This is a genomic window from Streptomyces sp. NPDC058674 (assembly GCF_042716505.1).
Taxonomy (GTDB): Bacteria; Actinomycetota; Actinomycetes; order Streptomycetales; family Streptomycetaceae; genus Streptomyces.
In genome coordinates this window covers 1-16552 of the sequence record NZ_JBHXSC010000077.1, presented here as the reverse complement: position 1 = coordinate 16552, position 16552 = coordinate 1, and the positions used below count along the sequence as shown (strand labels likewise).

8 protein-coding genes, 1 tRNA gene and 1 rRNA gene are annotated in these 16552 nt (G+C 71.5%); 1 reads left to right on the top strand and 9 read right to left on the bottom strand.

Annotated elements, in window-relative coordinates:
- Positions 1-43 precede the first annotated feature (43 nt).
- The 7 genes from ACFWU6_RS29050 to ACFWU6_RS29020 form a co-directional block, all read right to left on the bottom strand.
- Entirely contained in the window at positions 44-601 is a 558-nt protein-coding gene (locus ACFWU6_RS29050) for a CinA family protein (protein ID WP_383809882.1), read from the bottom strand.
- Positions 602-609: 8 nt separating this feature from the next.
- Positions 610-1278: a CDP-diacylglycerol--glycerol-3-phosphate 3-phosphatidyltransferase gene (gene pgsA / locus ACFWU6_RS29045; RefSeq protein WP_383809885.1), complete on the bottom strand. Its 669-nt coding sequence runs from the start codon at positions 1276-1278 to the stop codon at positions 610-612.
- A complete protein-coding gene (gene rimO / locus ACFWU6_RS29040; protein ID WP_383809888.1) occupies positions 1275-2768 on the bottom strand; it encodes a 30S ribosomal protein S12 methylthiotransferase RimO in 1494 nt (497 codons plus the stop codon). Before rimO ends, pgsA begins: the two co-directional genes overlap by 4 nt.
- A 124-nt stretch (positions 2769-2892) precedes the next feature.
- Positions 2893-3792 carry a helix-turn-helix domain-containing protein gene (locus ACFWU6_RS29035; RefSeq protein WP_383809902.1) on the bottom strand — a complete coding sequence of 300 codons (900 nt, stop codon included), beginning with the start codon at positions 3790-3792 and terminating at the stop codon, positions 2893-2895.
- A 224-nt stretch (positions 3793-4016) separates the two neighbouring features.
- A complete protein-coding gene (locus ACFWU6_RS29030) occupies positions 4017-6827 on the bottom strand; it encodes a DNA translocase FtsK (protein WP_383983888.1) in 2811 nt (936 codons plus the stop codon).
- Between the two features lie 218 nt (positions 6828-7045).
- A complete protein-coding gene (locus ACFWU6_RS29025) occupies positions 7046-7726 on the bottom strand; it encodes a two-component system response regulator (RefSeq protein ID WP_383809894.1) in 681 nt (226 codons plus the stop codon).
- A 272-nt stretch (positions 7727-7998) separates the two neighbouring features.
- Positions 7999-13530, bottom strand: a complete 5532-nt coding sequence (locus tag ACFWU6_RS29020) for a HAMP domain-containing protein (RefSeq protein ID WP_383983885.1) — start codon at positions 13528-13530, stop codon at positions 7999-8001.
- Between the two features lie 167 nt (positions 13531-13697).
- On the opposite strand from ACFWU6_RS29020, the gene ACFWU6_RS29015 reads away from it, so the two are divergent.
- Positions 13698-16277 carry a SpoIIE family protein phosphatase gene (locus ACFWU6_RS29015; RefSeq protein WP_383983882.1) on the top strand — a complete coding sequence of 860 codons (2580 nt, stop codon included), beginning with the start codon at positions 13698-13700 and terminating at the stop codon, positions 16275-16277.
- 101 nt (positions 16278-16378) lie between these two features.
- On the opposite strand, the gene ACFWU6_RS29010 is transcribed toward ACFWU6_RS29015, so the two are convergent.
- Both ACFWU6_RS29010 and rrf read right to left on the bottom strand, forming a co-directional pair.
- A tRNA-Thr gene (locus tag ACFWU6_RS29010) sits at positions 16379-16454 on the bottom strand.
- A gap of 5 nt (positions 16455-16459) precedes the next feature.
- A 5S ribosomal RNA gene (gene rrf, locus ACFWU6_RS29005) occupies positions 16460-16552 on the bottom strand; the annotation flags it as partial.

Here is a 16552-nt window from a genome sequence, read left to right as displayed (position 1 = left end):
GCCGTGCGGGGAGCGATGTCGTGTTCACTCAGGGCTGCAAACATCAAATCCCCCCGTTCTGTTCCGTATCCTGCCCCCGCGCATTCTCGCGGAGTTGGCTCCGGAGAAGCTCCAGCACTGTCCGTGCACTCTCCCTACGAATTTCCGTACGGGAGCCGTTCAACCTCAGCCGGGCCGTTTTCCCGCCCGCCGGACCCTCCACGGCGATGAAGACCGTGCCCACCGGCTGCCCGTCCTGGGGGTCCGGACCGGCCACCCCGGTGGTCGCCAACCCCCACGAAGCGCCCATCACCCCGCGCACGCCCGCCGCCATCTCGGCGGCGACCTGGCCGTTCACCGCACCTTCGGCCGCCAGCAGCCCGGCGTCCACGCCCAGGACCCGGTGCTTGAGCTCCGTCGCGTACGCCGTCACCGATCCGCGGAAGGACCGGGAGGCCCCGGGGACCGCCGTCAGCTCGGCGGCCACCATCCCGCCGGTCAGGGACTCGGCCACGGCAAGGGTCTGGTCACGCTCCGCGAGCAGGCGGAGCACTTCCGCGGCCACCGCCTCCACCGGCACTCCTCCCGCCGCGCTGCCGGGCGCCACCGGAGGGTCTCCCATCGGGCGGGTCACCGCGCGGCCCGCTCCGCCGCCCGCTCCGCCGCGATGCCCTCGCGGCGCAGGAGCACCGCCTGGCGGATGTAGTCCAGACCCGTGACGACGGTCAGCACGACCGCTAGCGCCATCACCCAGAAGCGCAGCGTCGCCAGCGCTCCCGTCAGGGCGAGCACGTACATGCCGACCGCGGTGCCCTGGGCCAGGGTCTTCAGCTTGCCGCCTCGGCTGGCCGGAATCACTCCGTAGCGGATCACCCAGAAGCGGAGCAGCGTGATGCCCAGCTCGCGTCCGAGGATCACGCCGGTGACCCACCAGGGCAGGTCGCCGAGCCAGGAGAGGCAGATCAGCGCCGACCCCATGATCGCCTTGTCGGCGATCGGGTCGGCGATCTTGCCGAAGTCCGTGACCAGGTTGTACGTACGGGCCAGGTGCCCGTCGAAGATGTCCGTGATCATGGCGACGGCGAAGGCGCCCCACGCCAGCGCCCGCCAGGCGGGGTCGTAGCCGCCCTCGGCGAGCAGCAGCAGGACGAATCCCGGCACGAGCGCGAGTCGGATCATCGTCAGGATGTTGGCGATGTTCCACAGACTGGCCTGATCGACGGCCGGAGCCCCGAGCGTTGCGCCGGGCACCGGCCGGCGGCCGGTCCCGCCCGCCGCAGATGCCGGGACTCCGGTCATCCGGCCGCCTCCTCGAACTCCAGGCCCAGGGGCTCGGCCACCAGGTCCACGCCCAGGGTGCCGACCACCTTCGCCGTGACGATGCGCCCCGGGACGAGGCCGGCGCCGTCCGTGAAGACGACCTGCCCGTCGGTCTCGGGAGCCTGGTGGGCGGCGCGCCCGTAGGCGCCCTCGCCCTCCTCCGCCTCGTCGAGCGGCACGACCGTCTCGACGAGTACCTCCAGGGTCTCCCCGATCCGCTCCTCCGCGCGCTGCGAGGTGAGCTCCTCGGCGAGCCGCTGCATGTGGGCGAGGCGCTCGTCGATGGTCTCCTGGTCGAGCTTGCCCTCGTAGGTGACGGCTTCGGTGCCGTCCTCGTCGGAGTAGCCGAAGACGCCGATGGCGTCGAGCCGCGCGTGCGTGAGGAAACGCTCCAGCTCCGCGAAGTCCGACTGCTTCTCGCCGGGGAAGCCGACGATGAAGTTGGACCGGACGCCGGCCTGCGGCGCCTTGGTGCGGATGGTGTCCAGCAGCTCCAGGAAGCGGTCGGTGTCACCGAAGCGGCGCATGGCGCGCAGCACGTCGGGGGCCGAGTGCTGGAAGGACAGGTCGAAGTACGGGACGACCTTGGGGGTCGAGGTGAGTACGTCGATCAGGCCGGGCCGCATCTCGGCGGGCTGGAGGTAGCTGACGCGGACGCGCTCGATGCCGTCCACCCCGGCCAGCTCCGGCAGCAGGGTCTCCAGCAGCCGGATGTCGCCGAGGTCCTTGCCGTACGAGGTGTTGTTCTCGGAGACCAGCATGATCTCCTTGACGCCCTGCTCGGCGAGCCAGCGGGTCTCGCCCAGCACGTCGGCGGGGCGGCGGGAGATGAAGGAGCCGCGGAAGGACGGGATCGCGCAGAAGGAGCAGCGCCGGTCGCAACCGGAGGCCAGCTTGACCGAGGCGACGGGGCTCTTGTCCAGGCGGCGGCGCAGCGGCGCACGGGGCCCGGAGGCGGGCGCGAGGCCGTCGGGGAGGTCGGCCGGGGCCGGAGCGGGCTCCTGGGCGTGCCCGGGGAGGGCGACCTCCGCCTCCTGGCGCTGCGCGGGGCTGATCGGCAGCAGCTTGCGCCGGTCGCGAGGGGTGTGGGAGGCGTGGATGCCGCCGTTGAGGATGGTCTGGAGGCGGTCGGAGATGTCGGCGTAGTCGTCGAAGCCGAGGACTCCGTCCGCCTCGGGGAGCGCTTCGGCGAGTTCCTTGCCGTAGCGCTCGGCCATACAGCCGACGGCGACGACGGCCTGGGTCTTGCCGTGATCCTTGAGATCGTTGGCTTCCAGCAGGGCGTCTACGGAGTCCTTCTTGGCGGCTTCGACGAAGCCGCAGGTGTTGACGACGGCCACGTCCGCATCGGCGGCGTCCTCGACGAGCTCCCAGCCATCCGCCGCCAGGCGGCCTGCGAGCTCCTCCGAGTCCACCTCGTTACGGGCGCAGCCAAGAGTGACAAGGGCGACGGTACGGCGTTCGGGCATGGACTCAAGACTACTTCGTCCGGGCGGCGGCCCCCGCCCAAGCCCCCCACGGCCGGATCCCCGGGGTGCGGCACGGCACCCCGGGGATCCCGGATCGAGCGTTCCGCCGTGGGGCGGCCCCTGGTCAGCCCGCCTGCGGCTGGTCCTGGAGGGGGTCTTCCTTGGTGTACGTGAGACGTTCCACCTGGCCGGGCCGGAAGTCGTCCTTGATCTCCTTGCCGTTCACGAACAGCTTCACGGCCCCGGCGTCGCCGAGCACGAGGTCGACGGACTCCTTGTCCGTGAAGGTCTTGGACTCACCGCGGGCGAGCGTGCCGTCGAAGAGCAGGCGGCCGCTGTGGTCCTTCGCCGAGATCCAGCTCTCACCGGTGTCCGCCGTGAGGACCACCGTGACGAGGTCCTTGGGCGCGGCGGCGATGGCGCTGTCCGACGGCTCCGGCTTGGGCGCCTGCGGTGTCTTGGAGGGGGCGGCGAGCTGCTTCCCGCCGCTCTGCTTGGGTGCGGGCTGCGGGGAGGCGGAACCTTCCGCCACCGGCGTCCGGGACGCCTTGTCGTCGCCGCCGCCGAAGGCGGTGAAGCCCACGAAGCCGATGACGGCGACGATGGCGGCGACCATGGCGGCGGTCCAGTTGGGCCGCTGCCGCTCGGGGCGGATGCGCTCGGCTTCGAACATCGGCGCGGCGGGGGTGGGTGCCGGCCGACCGCCGCGGGCCGCGTCGTAGCTCTGGATCAGGGGTTCCGGATCGAGGAAGACGGCGCGGGCGAGGGTACGGATGTGACCGCGGGCGTAGACGTCGCCGCCGCAGCGCGTGAAGTCGTCCTCTTCGATCGCGTGCACGATCGGGATGCGCACGCGGGTGGTGGAACTGACCTCGTCGACGGTGAGCCCGGCGGCGATCCGGGCCTTCTTGAGGGCCGTCCCGATGGACGGTCCTTCGACGGAAGGTTCGACGACGCGGTCCTCGGACCGGTCGTCGGTCGAAGGACGCTCTTCTTCGGGGGAGTTGGAGTTGCCGATGGACACGAGGGCGCCTTTCGAGCGTGTAGCCACCTGCTGGAGGTCCAGTCTAGGGGGGTGACGAAAGGGTGGAGCAACCGGAGGGTGCACTTCCTACGCCATCCGAATGGCGCGGGGAGAACCGGATCCGGCGCGGCGGTCCTACGCCGTACGGGTTGCCGTGCGCGGACTGCCGCCGTCTCTCGTTCAACTTGACGCGCGGCCGGGGGAAACGGTTGCCCGCCGATCCCTTACGGGTGAGCCTCCCCGCGGATGACGGCGAGCACTCCGTCCAGCTCATCGGCCTTGAGCAGGACGTCGCGGGCCTTCGAGCCCTCGCTGGGGCCGACGATCCCGCGCGACTCCATCAGGTCCATGAGCCTGCCGGCCTTGGCGAAGCCCACCCGGAGCTTGCGCTGGAGCATGGAGGTGGAGCCGAACTGCGTGGTCACCACGAGCTCCGCCGCCTGGCACAGCAGGTCCAGGTCGTCGCCGATGTCCTCGTCGATCTCCTTCTTCTGCTTCTGCCCGACGGTGACGTCGTCCCGGAAGACGGGCGCCATCTGGTCCTTGCAGTGCTGGACGATGCCGGCGATCTCGTCCTCGGTGACGAAGGCCCCCTGGAGCCGGACCGGCTTGTTCGCGCCCATGGGCAGGAACAGCCCGTCGCCCTTCCCGATCAGCTTCTCGGCGCCCGGCTGGTCGAGGATGACCCGGCTGTCGGCGAGCGAGGAGGTCGCGAAGGCCAGCCGCGAGGGCACGTTCGCCTTGATCAGGCCGGTGACCACGTCCACCGAGGGCCGCTGCGTGGCGAGCACCAGGTGGATGCCGGCCGCACGGGCCAGCTGGGTGATGCGGACGATGGAGTCCTCGACGTCGCGCGGGGCGACCATCATCAGGTCGGCGAGCTCGTCGACGATCACCAGCAGGTACGGGTACGGGCTCAGCTCCCGCTCGCTGCCCGGCGGCAGCTTGACCTTGCCGTCCCGGATGGCCTGGTTGAAGTCGTCGATGTGGCGGTAGCCGAAGGCGGCGAGGTCGTCGTAGCGCAGGTCCATCTCGCGCACCACCCACTGGAGCGCCTCGGCGGCCCGTTTCGGGTTGGTGATGATCGGCGTGATCAGGTGCGGGATGCCCTCGTAGGCGGTCAGCTCGACGCGCTTGGGGTCCACGAGGACCATGCGGACGTCCTCCGGGGTGGCCCGGACCATGACCGAGGTGATCAGGCAGTTGATGCAGGAGGACTTGCCGGAGCCGGTCGCGCCGGCCACCAGCACGTGCGGCATCTTGGCGAGGTTGGCCATGACGTATCCGCCCTCGACGTCCTTGCCCAGCGCGACCAGCATCGGGTGGTCGTCCTCGGCGGCGTCCGCGAGGCGCAGCACGTCGCCCAGGTTGACCATCTCGCGGTCGGTGTTCGGGATCTCGATGCCGACCGCGGACTTGCCCGGGATGGGGCTGATGATGCGGACGTCCGGGGAGGCCACGGCGTAGGCGATGTTCTTCGCCAGCGCCGTGATCCGCTCGACCTTCACGGCCGCGCCGAGCGTCACCTCGTAGCGGGTGACCGTCGGCCCCCGGGTGAAGCCGGTGACCTTCGCGTCGACCTTGAACTCGGTGAAGACGTTCGTGAGCGAGCCCACCACGGCGTCGTTGGCGGCGCTGCGCGTCTTGCCGGGCCCGCCGCGCTCCAGCAGGTCGAGGGAGGGCAGGGAGTAGGTGATGTCCCCGCGGAGCTGGAGCTGTTCGGCGCGCGACGGCAGCGGCTCCGGCTCCCGCGGGGCCTTGGTGAGATCGGGCACCGCCAGCGTTCCGGAGACCGCCGCGGTGGTGTCGTGCGGCTCCTGTGCCGGGCGCTCCGGTACGGCCGGGGGGGCGGCGGGGACCGCCGGGACGGGGCGCGCCTCGCGGGCGGGCGGCACCGGGGCGGGCGGCACCGGGGCGGTGGTCTCCACACCCTCCCCGGGGGCCTTGATGCCCTGCGTCAGGTCGGCGACCAGCGGCGACGGCGGCAGTCCGCCGTAGACCGCCCCGTCCAGCGCGGCGGCCGCCGCCGCGGCCACGTCGACGGCGTCCATCTCGCGGCCCATGGACGGCCGGGCCGCGCTCCGCCGGGGCCGCCGCCGCCGGGCGAGCGCCTCCTCCTCGGCGGTGGCGGCGGGACCGCCGGAGGCCGGGACGGCGCCGGTACGGGCCCGCCACTGCTCGGGGTCGTGCCGGCCGGCGGCGTCCGCGCCGTCCGCGTACTCCCCGTAGCCCTCGTCGTACGCGTTCGGGGCGATGACCCCGAGCCGGATGCCGAGCCGCCGCAGCCGGTGCGGGATCGCGTTCACCGGGGTGGCGGTGACGACGAGCAGCCCGAAAACGGTGAGCAGCACGAGCATCGGCACGGCCAGCGGCGCACCCATGGTGAAGATCAGTGGTTTCGAGGCGCCCCAGCCGATGAGCCCGCCCGCGTCCTGCATCGCGGTGGTGCCCTCGTCGCGGCCGGGCGCCCCGCAGGCGATGTGGACCAGGCCCAGGACGCCGATGGCGAGGGCGGACAGCCCGATGCCGATCCGGCCGTTGGCGTCGGCCTGTTCCGGGTGGCGGATGAAGCGCACGGCCATGACCCCGAGGAGGACCGGCACGAGCAGGTCCAGTCGCCCGAAGGCACCCGTGATCAGCATCGTGACCAGGTCTCCGACCGGACCGTTCAGATTCGACCAGGTCCCGGCGGCGACGATCAGCGCGAGGGCGAGCAGCAGCAGCGCCACCCCGTCCTTGCGGTGGGCGGGGTCGAGGTTCCTCGCGCCCCGTCCGACCCCGCGGAAGACCGCGCCGACCGCGTGGGCGCAGCCGAGCCAGACGGCGCCCACCAGCCGCACCACGCCCCCGGTCGGGGAGGGTGCGGGCCTGGCCGCGGCCTTCTTGGCCGGCGCGCGCCGGGCGGACGCCGCCTTCTTCGCGGGGGGCTTGCGCGCGGGAGCCGCCTTCTTCGCCGGCGCCGCCGTCCGGCCGGAGCGGCCCTTCGCGGCGCCCGCCGTGCTCTGGGAACCCTTGCCGGACGTACGTGAGGCCATGGGGCCGAGGTTACCGGTGCGCACGCCGGTGGACACGCGTGCCCACCCCTTCACCCGTTCGTGTCGCCCGCCCTTCGGCACTTTGACGCACCACCAGAGCTGACGCCCGGCCAGGCAGCCCCGTGCACGGGCCCCTTCACCCGGCGGACGCACCCCCTCGCCCGGCGGAGGGGCACCCCGTCACCCGGCGGACCCCGCCCGGAGGCGGCGGCTCCGGCTCAGCCCTGAGCGGGCAGCACCGCTCCGCCGCCGGTCCCGGGCTCCAGCGCGTCGAGCGCCCGCCGCAGTCCGGTGAGTTTGCGCTCCAGGTGGGCCGCGGTCGCCACCACTGCCGCGTCGGCGGAGTCCTCACCGAGCTGCTTGGTCAGCGCCTCGGCCTGCTCCTCGACCGCGGCGAGCCGCGCGGAGAGCTCGGCCAGCAGTCCGGCCGTCTCCTTGCCCGCGTCCACGCCGTTCGAACCGGCACCCTCCAGCTGGAGCCGCAGCAGGGCCGCCTGCTCCCGGAGTTGGCAGTTCTTCGTGTACAGCTCGACGAAGACCGAGACCTTGGCCCGCAGCACCCACGGGTCGAAGGGCTTGGAGATGTAGTCCACCGCACCCGCCGCGTACCCGCGGAACGTGTGGTGCGGACCGTGGTTGATCGCGGTCAGGAAGATGATCGGGATGTCCCGGGTCCGCTCCCGCCGCTTGATGTGCGCGGCCGTCTCGAATCCGTCCATCCCCGGCATCTGCACATCCAGCAGGATGACCGCGAAATCGTCCGTCAGCAGCGCCTTGAGCGCTTCCTCCCCCGACGACGCCCGGACCAGTGTCTGATCGAGCGCGGAGAGGATGGCCTCCAGCGCCAGCAGATTCTCCGGCCGGTCGTCGACCAGGAGGATCTTGGCCTTCTGCACCATGCCCTGTCCTCCTCGCCCCGGCACGGGGCCGCCCCGGCTCCAGGCTCCAGCCCGTGCACCGCGCCCCGCCCCAGAGGACGACATCCTTGCGCCGTCCGTCCTTGTGCCGGTCATCGTAGCCCCAGTCCCGAGATCGCCACACCCTGTCACCACGATGTCACTGTGCACGAAGCAGAAACGCGGCGGGAGACCAGAAGGTTCCCGGTGTACCGCTCTCCCGCACCCGTCGGCCACAGTGCGTCAGCACGCGGTGTCCGTACGCACTCACGGCCTCACTTGCCCCGCATCCACTGCTCCATCACCGACAGCAGGTAGTCGGGGTCGACCGGCTTGGTGACGTAGTCCGAGGCACCGGAGTCGATCGCCTTCTCCCGGTCGCCCTTCATCGCCTTCGCCGTCAGCGCGATGATCGGCAGACCGGCGAACTGCGGCATCCGCCGGATCGCCGAAGTCGTCGCGTACCCGTCCATCTCGGGCATCATGATGTCCATCAGCACGACCGCCACGTCGTCGTGCTGCTCCAGCACCTCGATGCCCTCCCGCCCGTTCTCCGCGTACAGCACGGCCAGCCCGTGCTGCTCCAGCACGCTGGTGAGCGCGAAGACGTTGCGCACGTCGTCGTCCACGATGAGCACCCGCTCACCGCGGAAGTCGTACGTCCTGGGCACCACCGGAAGTTCCTCCTCCGCGCTGCCCCAACCGTCCTCGGGCCCCACCACGCCCGGCCGCCCCGGCGCCGCCGTACGCGGCTCCAGGTCGCTCAGAGGCTTGCGCCGGCGCCGGAACAGCCCGGCCGAACCGCCGCCCTGCTCCCCCTGCTCGCCGCCGTGCAGGGCGGTCCGCGCGGCCCGGCCCGTCACCGGCGACTGCGGCGCGGGCGCCGCCGGACCCGCCGGCAGTGCGGGCTGCGCCTCCTCGGCCGGCCTGCGGTACAACTCGCCGCGCGCGCCGCCCGGCGCGGGCGGCGCGTACCCCTGCGGGGGAAGCTCGCTGGGGTGCAGCGGCAGGTACAGCGTGAAGGTGGACCCGCGGCCCGGCTCGCTGGCCGCGTGGATCTCACCGCCCAGCAGCCGGGCGATCTCCCGGCTGATGGACAGGCCCAGGCCCGTACCGCCGTACTTGCGGCTCGTCGTCCCGTCGGCCTGCTTGAACGCCTCGAAGATCACCAGCATCTTGCTCGCCGCGATCCCGATCCCGGTGTCGGTCACCGAGAAGGCGATCAGGTCCCCGTCCGCCTCCCGGAGCGAACCGGCCTCCAGCAGCTGTTCCCGGATCGCCGTCGGGACATCGACCCCGGCCGGCCGGATCACCAGCTCCACCGCGCCGGTGTCGGTGAACTTCACCGCGTTCGACAGCAGGTTGCGCAGCACCTGGAGCAGCCGCTGCTCGTCGGTGTGCAGGGTGGCGGGCAGCTCCGGGGAGACCCGTACCGAGAAGTCGAGCCCCTTCTCCGCGGTCAGCGGCCGGAAGGTCGCCTCCACGTAGTCCACCAGCTGGACCAGCGCGATCCGCGTCGGCGAGACGTCCATCTTGCCCGCCTCGACCTTCGACAGGTCGAGGATGTCGTTGATCAGCTGGAGCAGGTCCGAGCCCGCCCCGTGGATGGTCTCGGCGAACTCCACCTGCTTCGGCGAGAGGTTCTCGTCCGCGTTGTCCGCGAGCAGCTTCGCCAGGATCAGCAGCGAGTTGAGCGGGGTCCGCAGCTCGTGCGACATGTTCGCCAGGAACTCGCTCTTGTAGCGCATCGAGACCGCGAGCTGCTCCGCCCGCTCCTCCAGGACCTGCCGGGCCTCCTCGATCTCGGTGTTCTTCACCTCGATGTCGCGGTTCTGCCGGGCCAGCAGCTCGGCCTTCTCCTCCAGTTCGGCGTTGGCGGCCTGCAGCGCCTTCTGCCGGTTCTCCAGTTCGTCGGAGCGCTCGCGCAGCTGCTCGGTCATCTCCTGCGACTGCTTGAGCAGCATCTCCGTCTTGGAGTTGACGGAGATGGTGTTGACGCTGGTGCCGATCATCTCGGCGATCTGGCTGAGGAAGTCCTTCTGGATCTGCGTGAACGGCGTGAAGGAGGCCAGCTCGATGACGCCGAGGACCTTCCCCTCGAAGAGCACCGGCAGCACGATCACGTGCGCGGGCGGAGCCTCGCCGAGCCCCGAGGAGATCTTCAGGTAGCCGGGCGGGGTGTTCTCGACGAGGATCGTCCGCTTCTCCTCGGCGACGGTCCCGATCAGCCCCTCCCCCGGCCGGAACGACGTGGGCACCAGACCTCCGGCGTACGCGTAACTCCCGCGCATCCGCAGCTCGTACGAACCGTCAGCGCCCCCCTCCGTCCCGATCTCGGTGGTACCGCCGGCCGGCAGCGCCAGGAAGAAGGCGCCGTGCTGCGCCGAGACCACGGGGGTGAGCTCGCTCATGATCAGCTTGGCGACGTCGTCCAGCTCCCGGCGGCCCTGCATCAGGGCCGAGATCCGGGCGAGGTTGCCCTTGAGCCAGTCCTGCTCCTTGTTGGCCAAGGTCGTGTCGCGCAGGTTGACGATCATCGTGTTGATGTTGTCCTGGAGGACCTGGATCTCGCCTGCCGCGTCCACGTCGACCTTCAGGCTCAGGTCGCCGCGGGTCACCGCGGTGGCCACAGCCGCGATCGCCCGCACCTGCCGGGTGAGGTTCCCGGCCATCTCGTTCACCGACTCGGTGAGGTCGCGCCAGGTGCCGTCCACGTCCCGGACCCGGGCCTGGCCGCCCAGGATGCCCTCCGTGCCCACCTCGCGCGCCACCCGGGTGACCTGGTCGGCGAAGGAGGACAGCTGGTCGACCATCGTGTTGATCGTGGTCTTGAGCTCCAGGATCTCGCCCCGGGCGTCGATGTCGATCTTCTTGGTCATGTCGCCCTTGGCGATGGCGGTCGTGACCATGGCGATCTGCCGTACCTGACCGGTGAGGTTGGAGGCCATGAAGTTCACCGAGTCGGTGAGGTCCTTCCACGTCCCCGAGACGCCCGGGACGTGCGCCTGGCCGCCCAGGCGGCCCTCCGTGCCCACCTCGCGGGCCACGCGCGTGACCTCGTCCGCGAAGGAGGACAGGGTCTTCACCATCGTGTTGACCGTGTCGGCGAGCTGCGCGACCTCGCCACGCGCCTCGACCGTGACCTTCTTCGTCAGGTCGCCGTTGGCGACCGCCGCCGAGACCTGCGCGATCCCGCGCACCTGGGCCGTCAGGTTGCCGGCCATGGTGTTGACGTTGTCGCTCAGGTCCTTCCAGATGCCGGTGACCCCGCGCACCCGGGCCTGGCCGCCGAGGATGCCCTCGGTGCCCACCTCCCGCGCCACCCGCGTCACCTGCTCCGCGAACGAGGACAGCTGGTCCACCATCGTGTTGACGGTGGTCACCAGCTCCAGGATCTCGCCCTTGGCGTCCACCGTGATCTTCTTGGAGAGGTCGCCCATGGCGACCGCCGTGGTCACCTCGGCGATGTTGCGCACCTGCGAGGTCAGGTTGTTGGCCATGAAGTTGACGGACTGGGTGAGGTCCTTCCAGGTGCCGGAGACGCCCTTGACCTCGGCCTGCCCGCCGAGGATGCCCTCGGTACCCACCTCCCGGGCCACCCGGGTCACCTGCTCCGCGAAGTTCGACAGCTGGTCGACCATCGTGTTCAGGGTGTTCTTCAGCTCCAGGATCTCGCCCCGGGCGTCCACGTCGATCTTCTGCGACAGGTCCCCGCGCGCCACGGCGGTCGCGACCTGCGCGATGTTGCGGACCTGCGAGGTCAGGTTCCCGGCCATGCCGTTCACCGAGTCCGTCAGATCCCGCCACACGCCGGCCACCCCGGGCACCTGTGCCTGGCCGCCGAGGCGGCCCTCCGTACCCACGTCCCGGGCCACCCGGGTCACCTGCTCGGCGAAGGCGGAGAGCTGGTCGACCATCGTGTTGATGGTGTTCTTCAGCTCCAGGATCTCGCCCCGGGCGTCCACGTCGATCTTCTGCGACAGGTCCCCGCGCGCCACCGCCGTGGTCACCTGCGCGATCTGGCGGACCTGCGAGGTCAGGTTCCCGGCCATGAAGTTGACCGAGTCGGTCAGCTCCTTCCAGGTGCCGGAGACCCCCTCCACCCGGGCCTGACCGCCGAGACGGCCCTCCGTACCCACGTCCCGGGCCATCCGCGTGACCTGGTCGGCGAAGGAGGACAGCTGGTCGACCATCGTGTTCACGGTGTTCTTCAACTGGAGCATCTCGCCGGAGACGTCCACCGTGACCTTCTGCGACAGGTCGCCGTTGGCGACCGCCGTCGTCACCTGGGCGATGTTGCGGACCTGGCCGGTCAGGTTGCGGAAGGCGGTGTTCACCGAGTCGGTGAGGTCCTTCCACGTCCCCGCGGCCCCCGGGACCTGCGCCTGTCCGCCCAGCTCGCCCTCCACACCGACCTCGCGGGCCACCCGCGTCACCTCGGCGCCGAAGGACTGGAGCTGGTCCACCATCGTGTTGACGGTGTTCTTCAGCTCCAGCATCTCGCCGGCCACGTCGACGGTGACCTTCTGCGACAGGTCGCCGTTGGCCACCGCGGTCGTGACCTGCGCGATGTCCCGCACCTGCGTGGTGAGGTTGCGGAAGACCGTGTTCACCGAGTCCGTGAGGTCCTTCCACGTCCCCGCGGCCCCCGGCACCTGCGCCTGCCCGCCGAGCAGGCCCTTGGCCCCGACCTCGCTCGCCACGCGGGTGACCTCGTCCGCGAAGGTCCGCAGGGTCTCGGTCATCTGGTTGATCGTTTCGGCCAGCTGCGCCACCTCGCCGCGCGCGCTCACCCGGACCTTCTGCGAGAGGTCGCCGTTGGCGACCGCCGTGGTCACCTGGGCGATCCCGCGCACCTGCGCCGTCAGGTTCCCGGCCATCGTGTTGACCGAGTCGGTGAGGTCCTTCCAGACGCCCGCGACCCCGGGCACCTTCGCCTGACCGCCCAGCTCGCCCTCCGTACCCACCTCGCGGGCGACCCGGGTCACCTCGGAGGAGAAGGAGGACAGCTGGTCCACCATCGTGTTCACGGTGTTCTTCAGCTGCAGCATCTCGCCGGCCACGTGCACCGTGACCTTGCGCGACAGGTCGCCCTTGGCGACGGCCGTGGTGACGAGGGCGATGTCACGCACCTGGGCGGTGAGCCGGTACGCCATCGTGTTGACGGAGTCGGTCAGGTCCTTCCAGGAACCGGACATCCCGCGGACCTGCGCCTGCCCGCCGAGCTTGCCCTCGGTGCCCACCTCCAGCGCCACGCGCGTCACCTCGTCGGTGAACGCGGACAGCTGGTCGACCAGGTTGTTGACCGTACGGCCGACCTTCAGGAACTCACCGCGCAGCGGGTGTCCCGCCCCCTCGGCGGCCTGCGTCCGCAGGTCCATCCGCTGGTCCAGGTCGCCCTCGGCCACCGCCGACAGCACCCGGCCCACCTCGGACACCGGCCGGGCCAGGTCGTCCACCAGCTGGTTCGAGGCGTCGATCGCCGCGGCCCAGGAGCCCTCGCAGGCGCCTGTTTCCAGCCGTTCGCTCAGCTTCCCCTCGCGCCCCACCATCCGCCGGACCCGGGACAGCTCGCCGGTCAGGTGCAGGTTGCGGTCGGCGACCTCGTTGTAGACGGCGGCGATCTCCGCCATCACACCGTCGCCGGACACCGTGAGCCGCTTGCGGAAGTTCCCGTCCCGCATCGACACCAGGGCCGTGAGCAGCCGGTTCAGGGCGGCGGTATCGACCTCCGTCGTGCCACTGCGCCGGGAACGGCCGCCCTTCGGCCGCGTTCCCGTACGCCGCACCGCTGCGCCAGACTCCACCGTGTCCCTCCCGAAAGGGTCGCCCACTGATCCACCGGACACCGGACTCCTCGCGAGCCGGTTCTCCAAGCCTGCCCAGTGTTTCACCCCGGCCGAACCCGGCCATAACACTTCGGCACCATCGCACACCCGCCGTACCCTGCGGGTGGATTCCCCGACGACGGACCATGCCGCCGGCGAAGGTAAGTACCCTGGCACCCGATGTCCAACCGCGTCGAAGGAGATTCGTGATCACGGCACGGGCGGCTGCCAGTTTCGATCCCCTCGGGCGTTCGGTAGCCGCCGCCCGCGCGTTCGTCCGCGACACCCTGCAGGGCTGGGGCTTCGCGGACATCGTCGACGACGCCGTGGTCCTCACCAGCGAGCTCGTCACCAACGCCGTGGTCCACGCCGGAACCAGGGCCGAAGTCCTGTGCCTGCGCGCCGAGGAGGGCGTGCGCGTCGAGGTGGCCGACCGCTACCCGGAGCGCGAGCTCCCGCTCCAGCACCCCGGCGAGCGTCCGTACGCGGACCCCGACCGCGAGAACGGCCGCGGGCTCATGCTCTGCGCCGCCCTCGCCACCCGCTGGGGCGTCGAGTACACCGCCACCCACAAGCACGTGTGGTTCCGCCTGGACCTCCCGGACCGGCCGGTCGGTACCCGCTCCGCGGGCCCCGTCATCCCCGACCAGCTGCTCCCCCTCGCCGACAGCCGGGTCCGCGTCGCCGTCCTCCAGATCGACGCCGACGACACCGTCTCCGCCTGGAACGAGGACGCCGAGCACATCTTCGGCCACCCCGCCGAGAAGGCGGTGGGCCGCCCGCTCGCCGAGCTCGCCGCCTGGCCGCAGACCCCCGGCACCGGGACCGGCATCGCCGAGGCCCTGCGCCTGTCCCGCTGGGAGGGCAGCTACGGCATCCGCGGCGCCGACGGCCGGGTCATCCCCGTCTACGCCTCCCACCTGCGCGTGCGCGACGCCCACGGCGAGCCGTCCATCGTCTGCCTCCTCGTCCACGACGACGAGCGCGCCCTGCTCCAGACGCCCGTGCGGACCCCGGGCTCGGACGGCCACCTCGGCGAGCCCCGCCCGGACCCCTTCGAGGTGTTCATCGGCTCGCCCGCCCCCGACGACCTCGACGGACTGCTCCAGCGCACCGTGGAGCGGGCCCGCGACCTCCTCGACGCCGACGCCGCCTTCCTGCTGCTGGCCACCGACGACGAGACCGAGCTGGAGGTCCGCGCGACCACCGGCCTGCCCTCCACCCGCCAGCGCTTCGCCCGCGTCCCCGTGGACACCGGCACCAACCGCTTCGGCTCCGCCCGGATGCCCGCCGTGCACGACGACCTCGCGGCCGTCCCCGGCGCCGTCCCGCTCCTGGAGTCCACCGGGATGCGCTCGGTGGTCACCGTCCCGCTCAAGGTGGAGGGCCGGCTGACCGGCTCCCTCGGCGTCGCCGCCGAGGTCCCGGGCCGCTACTCGAACGAGGAGGCCCTGCGCCTCCAGTTCGCCGCCGACCGCATCGCCCTCGCCGTGGAGTCCGCCCGCCTCGGCGAGCTGGAGCGCCTGCGCCGCGGCTCCCTCTCCTTCCTCGTCGAGGCCTCCGACCTGCTGGCGGGCACTCTCGACCGGGACCAGACCCTGGCCCTGATGGCCCAGATGACCGTCCCGACCCTCGCCACCTGGTGCGCCGTCTACACGATCGCCGACCAGTCCTCGGACCCGTACCTCTCGTACGTCCTGCACGAGGACGAGGACCGCATCGACGGCCTCAAGGAGCTGCTGTCCCGGGTCAGCCCGCCGGAATCGGTCCGCGAGGCCGGCGCGCGCCCCTGGCCCGAGACCTCCCTGGCGGTCGGCGGCGAGACGGTCGTCCTCCCCCTCCTGGCCCGCAACCGCGTGATCGGCCTGCTCACCCTGGGCAAGCCGAGGGAGGAGCACTTCCGCCAGGAGATCCTCGAACTCGCCGAGGACCTCTCCCGCCGGGCCGCCCTGGCCCTGGACAACGCGCGCCTGTACTCCGAGCGCACCGCGATCAGCCGGGCCCTCCAGCGCAGCCTGCTCCCGCCGGGCTCCCCGAGCGTCCCGGGCATGGAGGTGGAGGTCATCTACCGCGCGGCCGGCGAGGGCAACGAGGTGGGCGGAGACTTCTACGACGTCTTCCCGATCCGCGACGGAGCGTACGGCTTCGCCATCGGCGACGTGTGCGGTACGGGCCCGGAGGCCGCTGCCGTGACGGGCCTCGCCCGACACGCCCTGCGCCTCCTGGCCCGCGAGGGGCTCGGCGCCCCGGCCGTCCTGGAGCGCCTGAACGCGGCGATCCTCGACGAGGGCGCCCGCAGCCGCTTCCTCACCCTCCTGTACGGCGAGCTCCACCCCCAGCCCGACGGCGGCGCCCTGATGAAGGTCGTCTGCGCCGGCCATCCCCTCCCGCTGCGGCTCCGCCCGGACGGTCAGGTCATCCCGGCCGCGGAGCCCCAGCCGCTGCTGGGTGTGATCGAGGACCTGGAGCTCTACGAGCAGACCCTCACCCTCGATCCGGGCGACGTCCTGCTGTGCGTCACGGACGGGGTCACCGAGCGCCGTGAGGGGACCCGCATGCTGGGCGACGACGGGCTGGCGGACGTCCTGACCACCTGCACCGGCCTCACCGCGGGCGCGGTCGCCTCACGTGTCCTGCGCGCGGTGGAACGCTTCGCGGCCGAACCGGCCTCGGACGACATGGCCATCCTGGCCTTCCGTGTCCCCCAGCAGCGCGAAGGCGAGTGACGGCCGGCCCCTCGGAGATCCCCTCCGAGGGGCCGCTCAGCGGCACCGGGGTGCACGCCAACGCAAAAAGGCCCCCGCCTATTGGCGGGGGCCTTCTTTGTTGGAGCCCTTTAACGGAATCGAACCGTTGACCTTCTCCTTACCATGGAGACGCTCTACCGACTGAGCTAAAAGGGCGGGTTGTTCGGCGGCGTCCTACTCTCCCACAGGGTCCCCCCTGCAGTACCATCGGCGCTGAAAGGCTTAGCTTCCGGGTTCGGAATGTAACCGGGCGT

Excerpts from the sequence above, each read along its gene's own strand:
- ACFWU6_RS29050 (WP_383809882.1), bottom strand. The coding sequence starts at position 601 with ATGGGAGACCCTCCGGTGGCGCCCGGCAGCGCGGCGGGAGGAGTGCCG.
- pgsA (WP_383809885.1), bottom strand. The coding sequence starts at position 1,278 with ATGACCGGAGTCCCGGCATCTGCGGCGGGCGGGACCGGCCGCCGGCCG.
- ACFWU6_RS29030 (WP_383983888.1), bottom strand. The coding sequence starts at position 6,827 with ATGGCCTCACGTACGTCCGGCAAGGGTTCCCAGAGCACGGCGGGCGCC.
- ACFWU6_RS29025 (WP_383809894.1), bottom strand. The coding sequence starts at position 7,726 with ATGGTGCAGAAGGCCAAGATCCTCCTGGTCGACGACCGGCCGGAGAAT.
- ACFWU6_RS29015 (WP_383983882.1), top strand. The coding sequence starts at position 13,698 with ATGCCGCCGGCGAAGGTAAGTACCCTGGCACCCGATGTCCAACCGCGT.
- rimO (WP_383809888.1), bottom strand. The coding sequence starts at position 2,768 with ATGCCCGAACGCCGTACCGTCGCCCTTGTCACTCTTGGCTGCGCCCGT.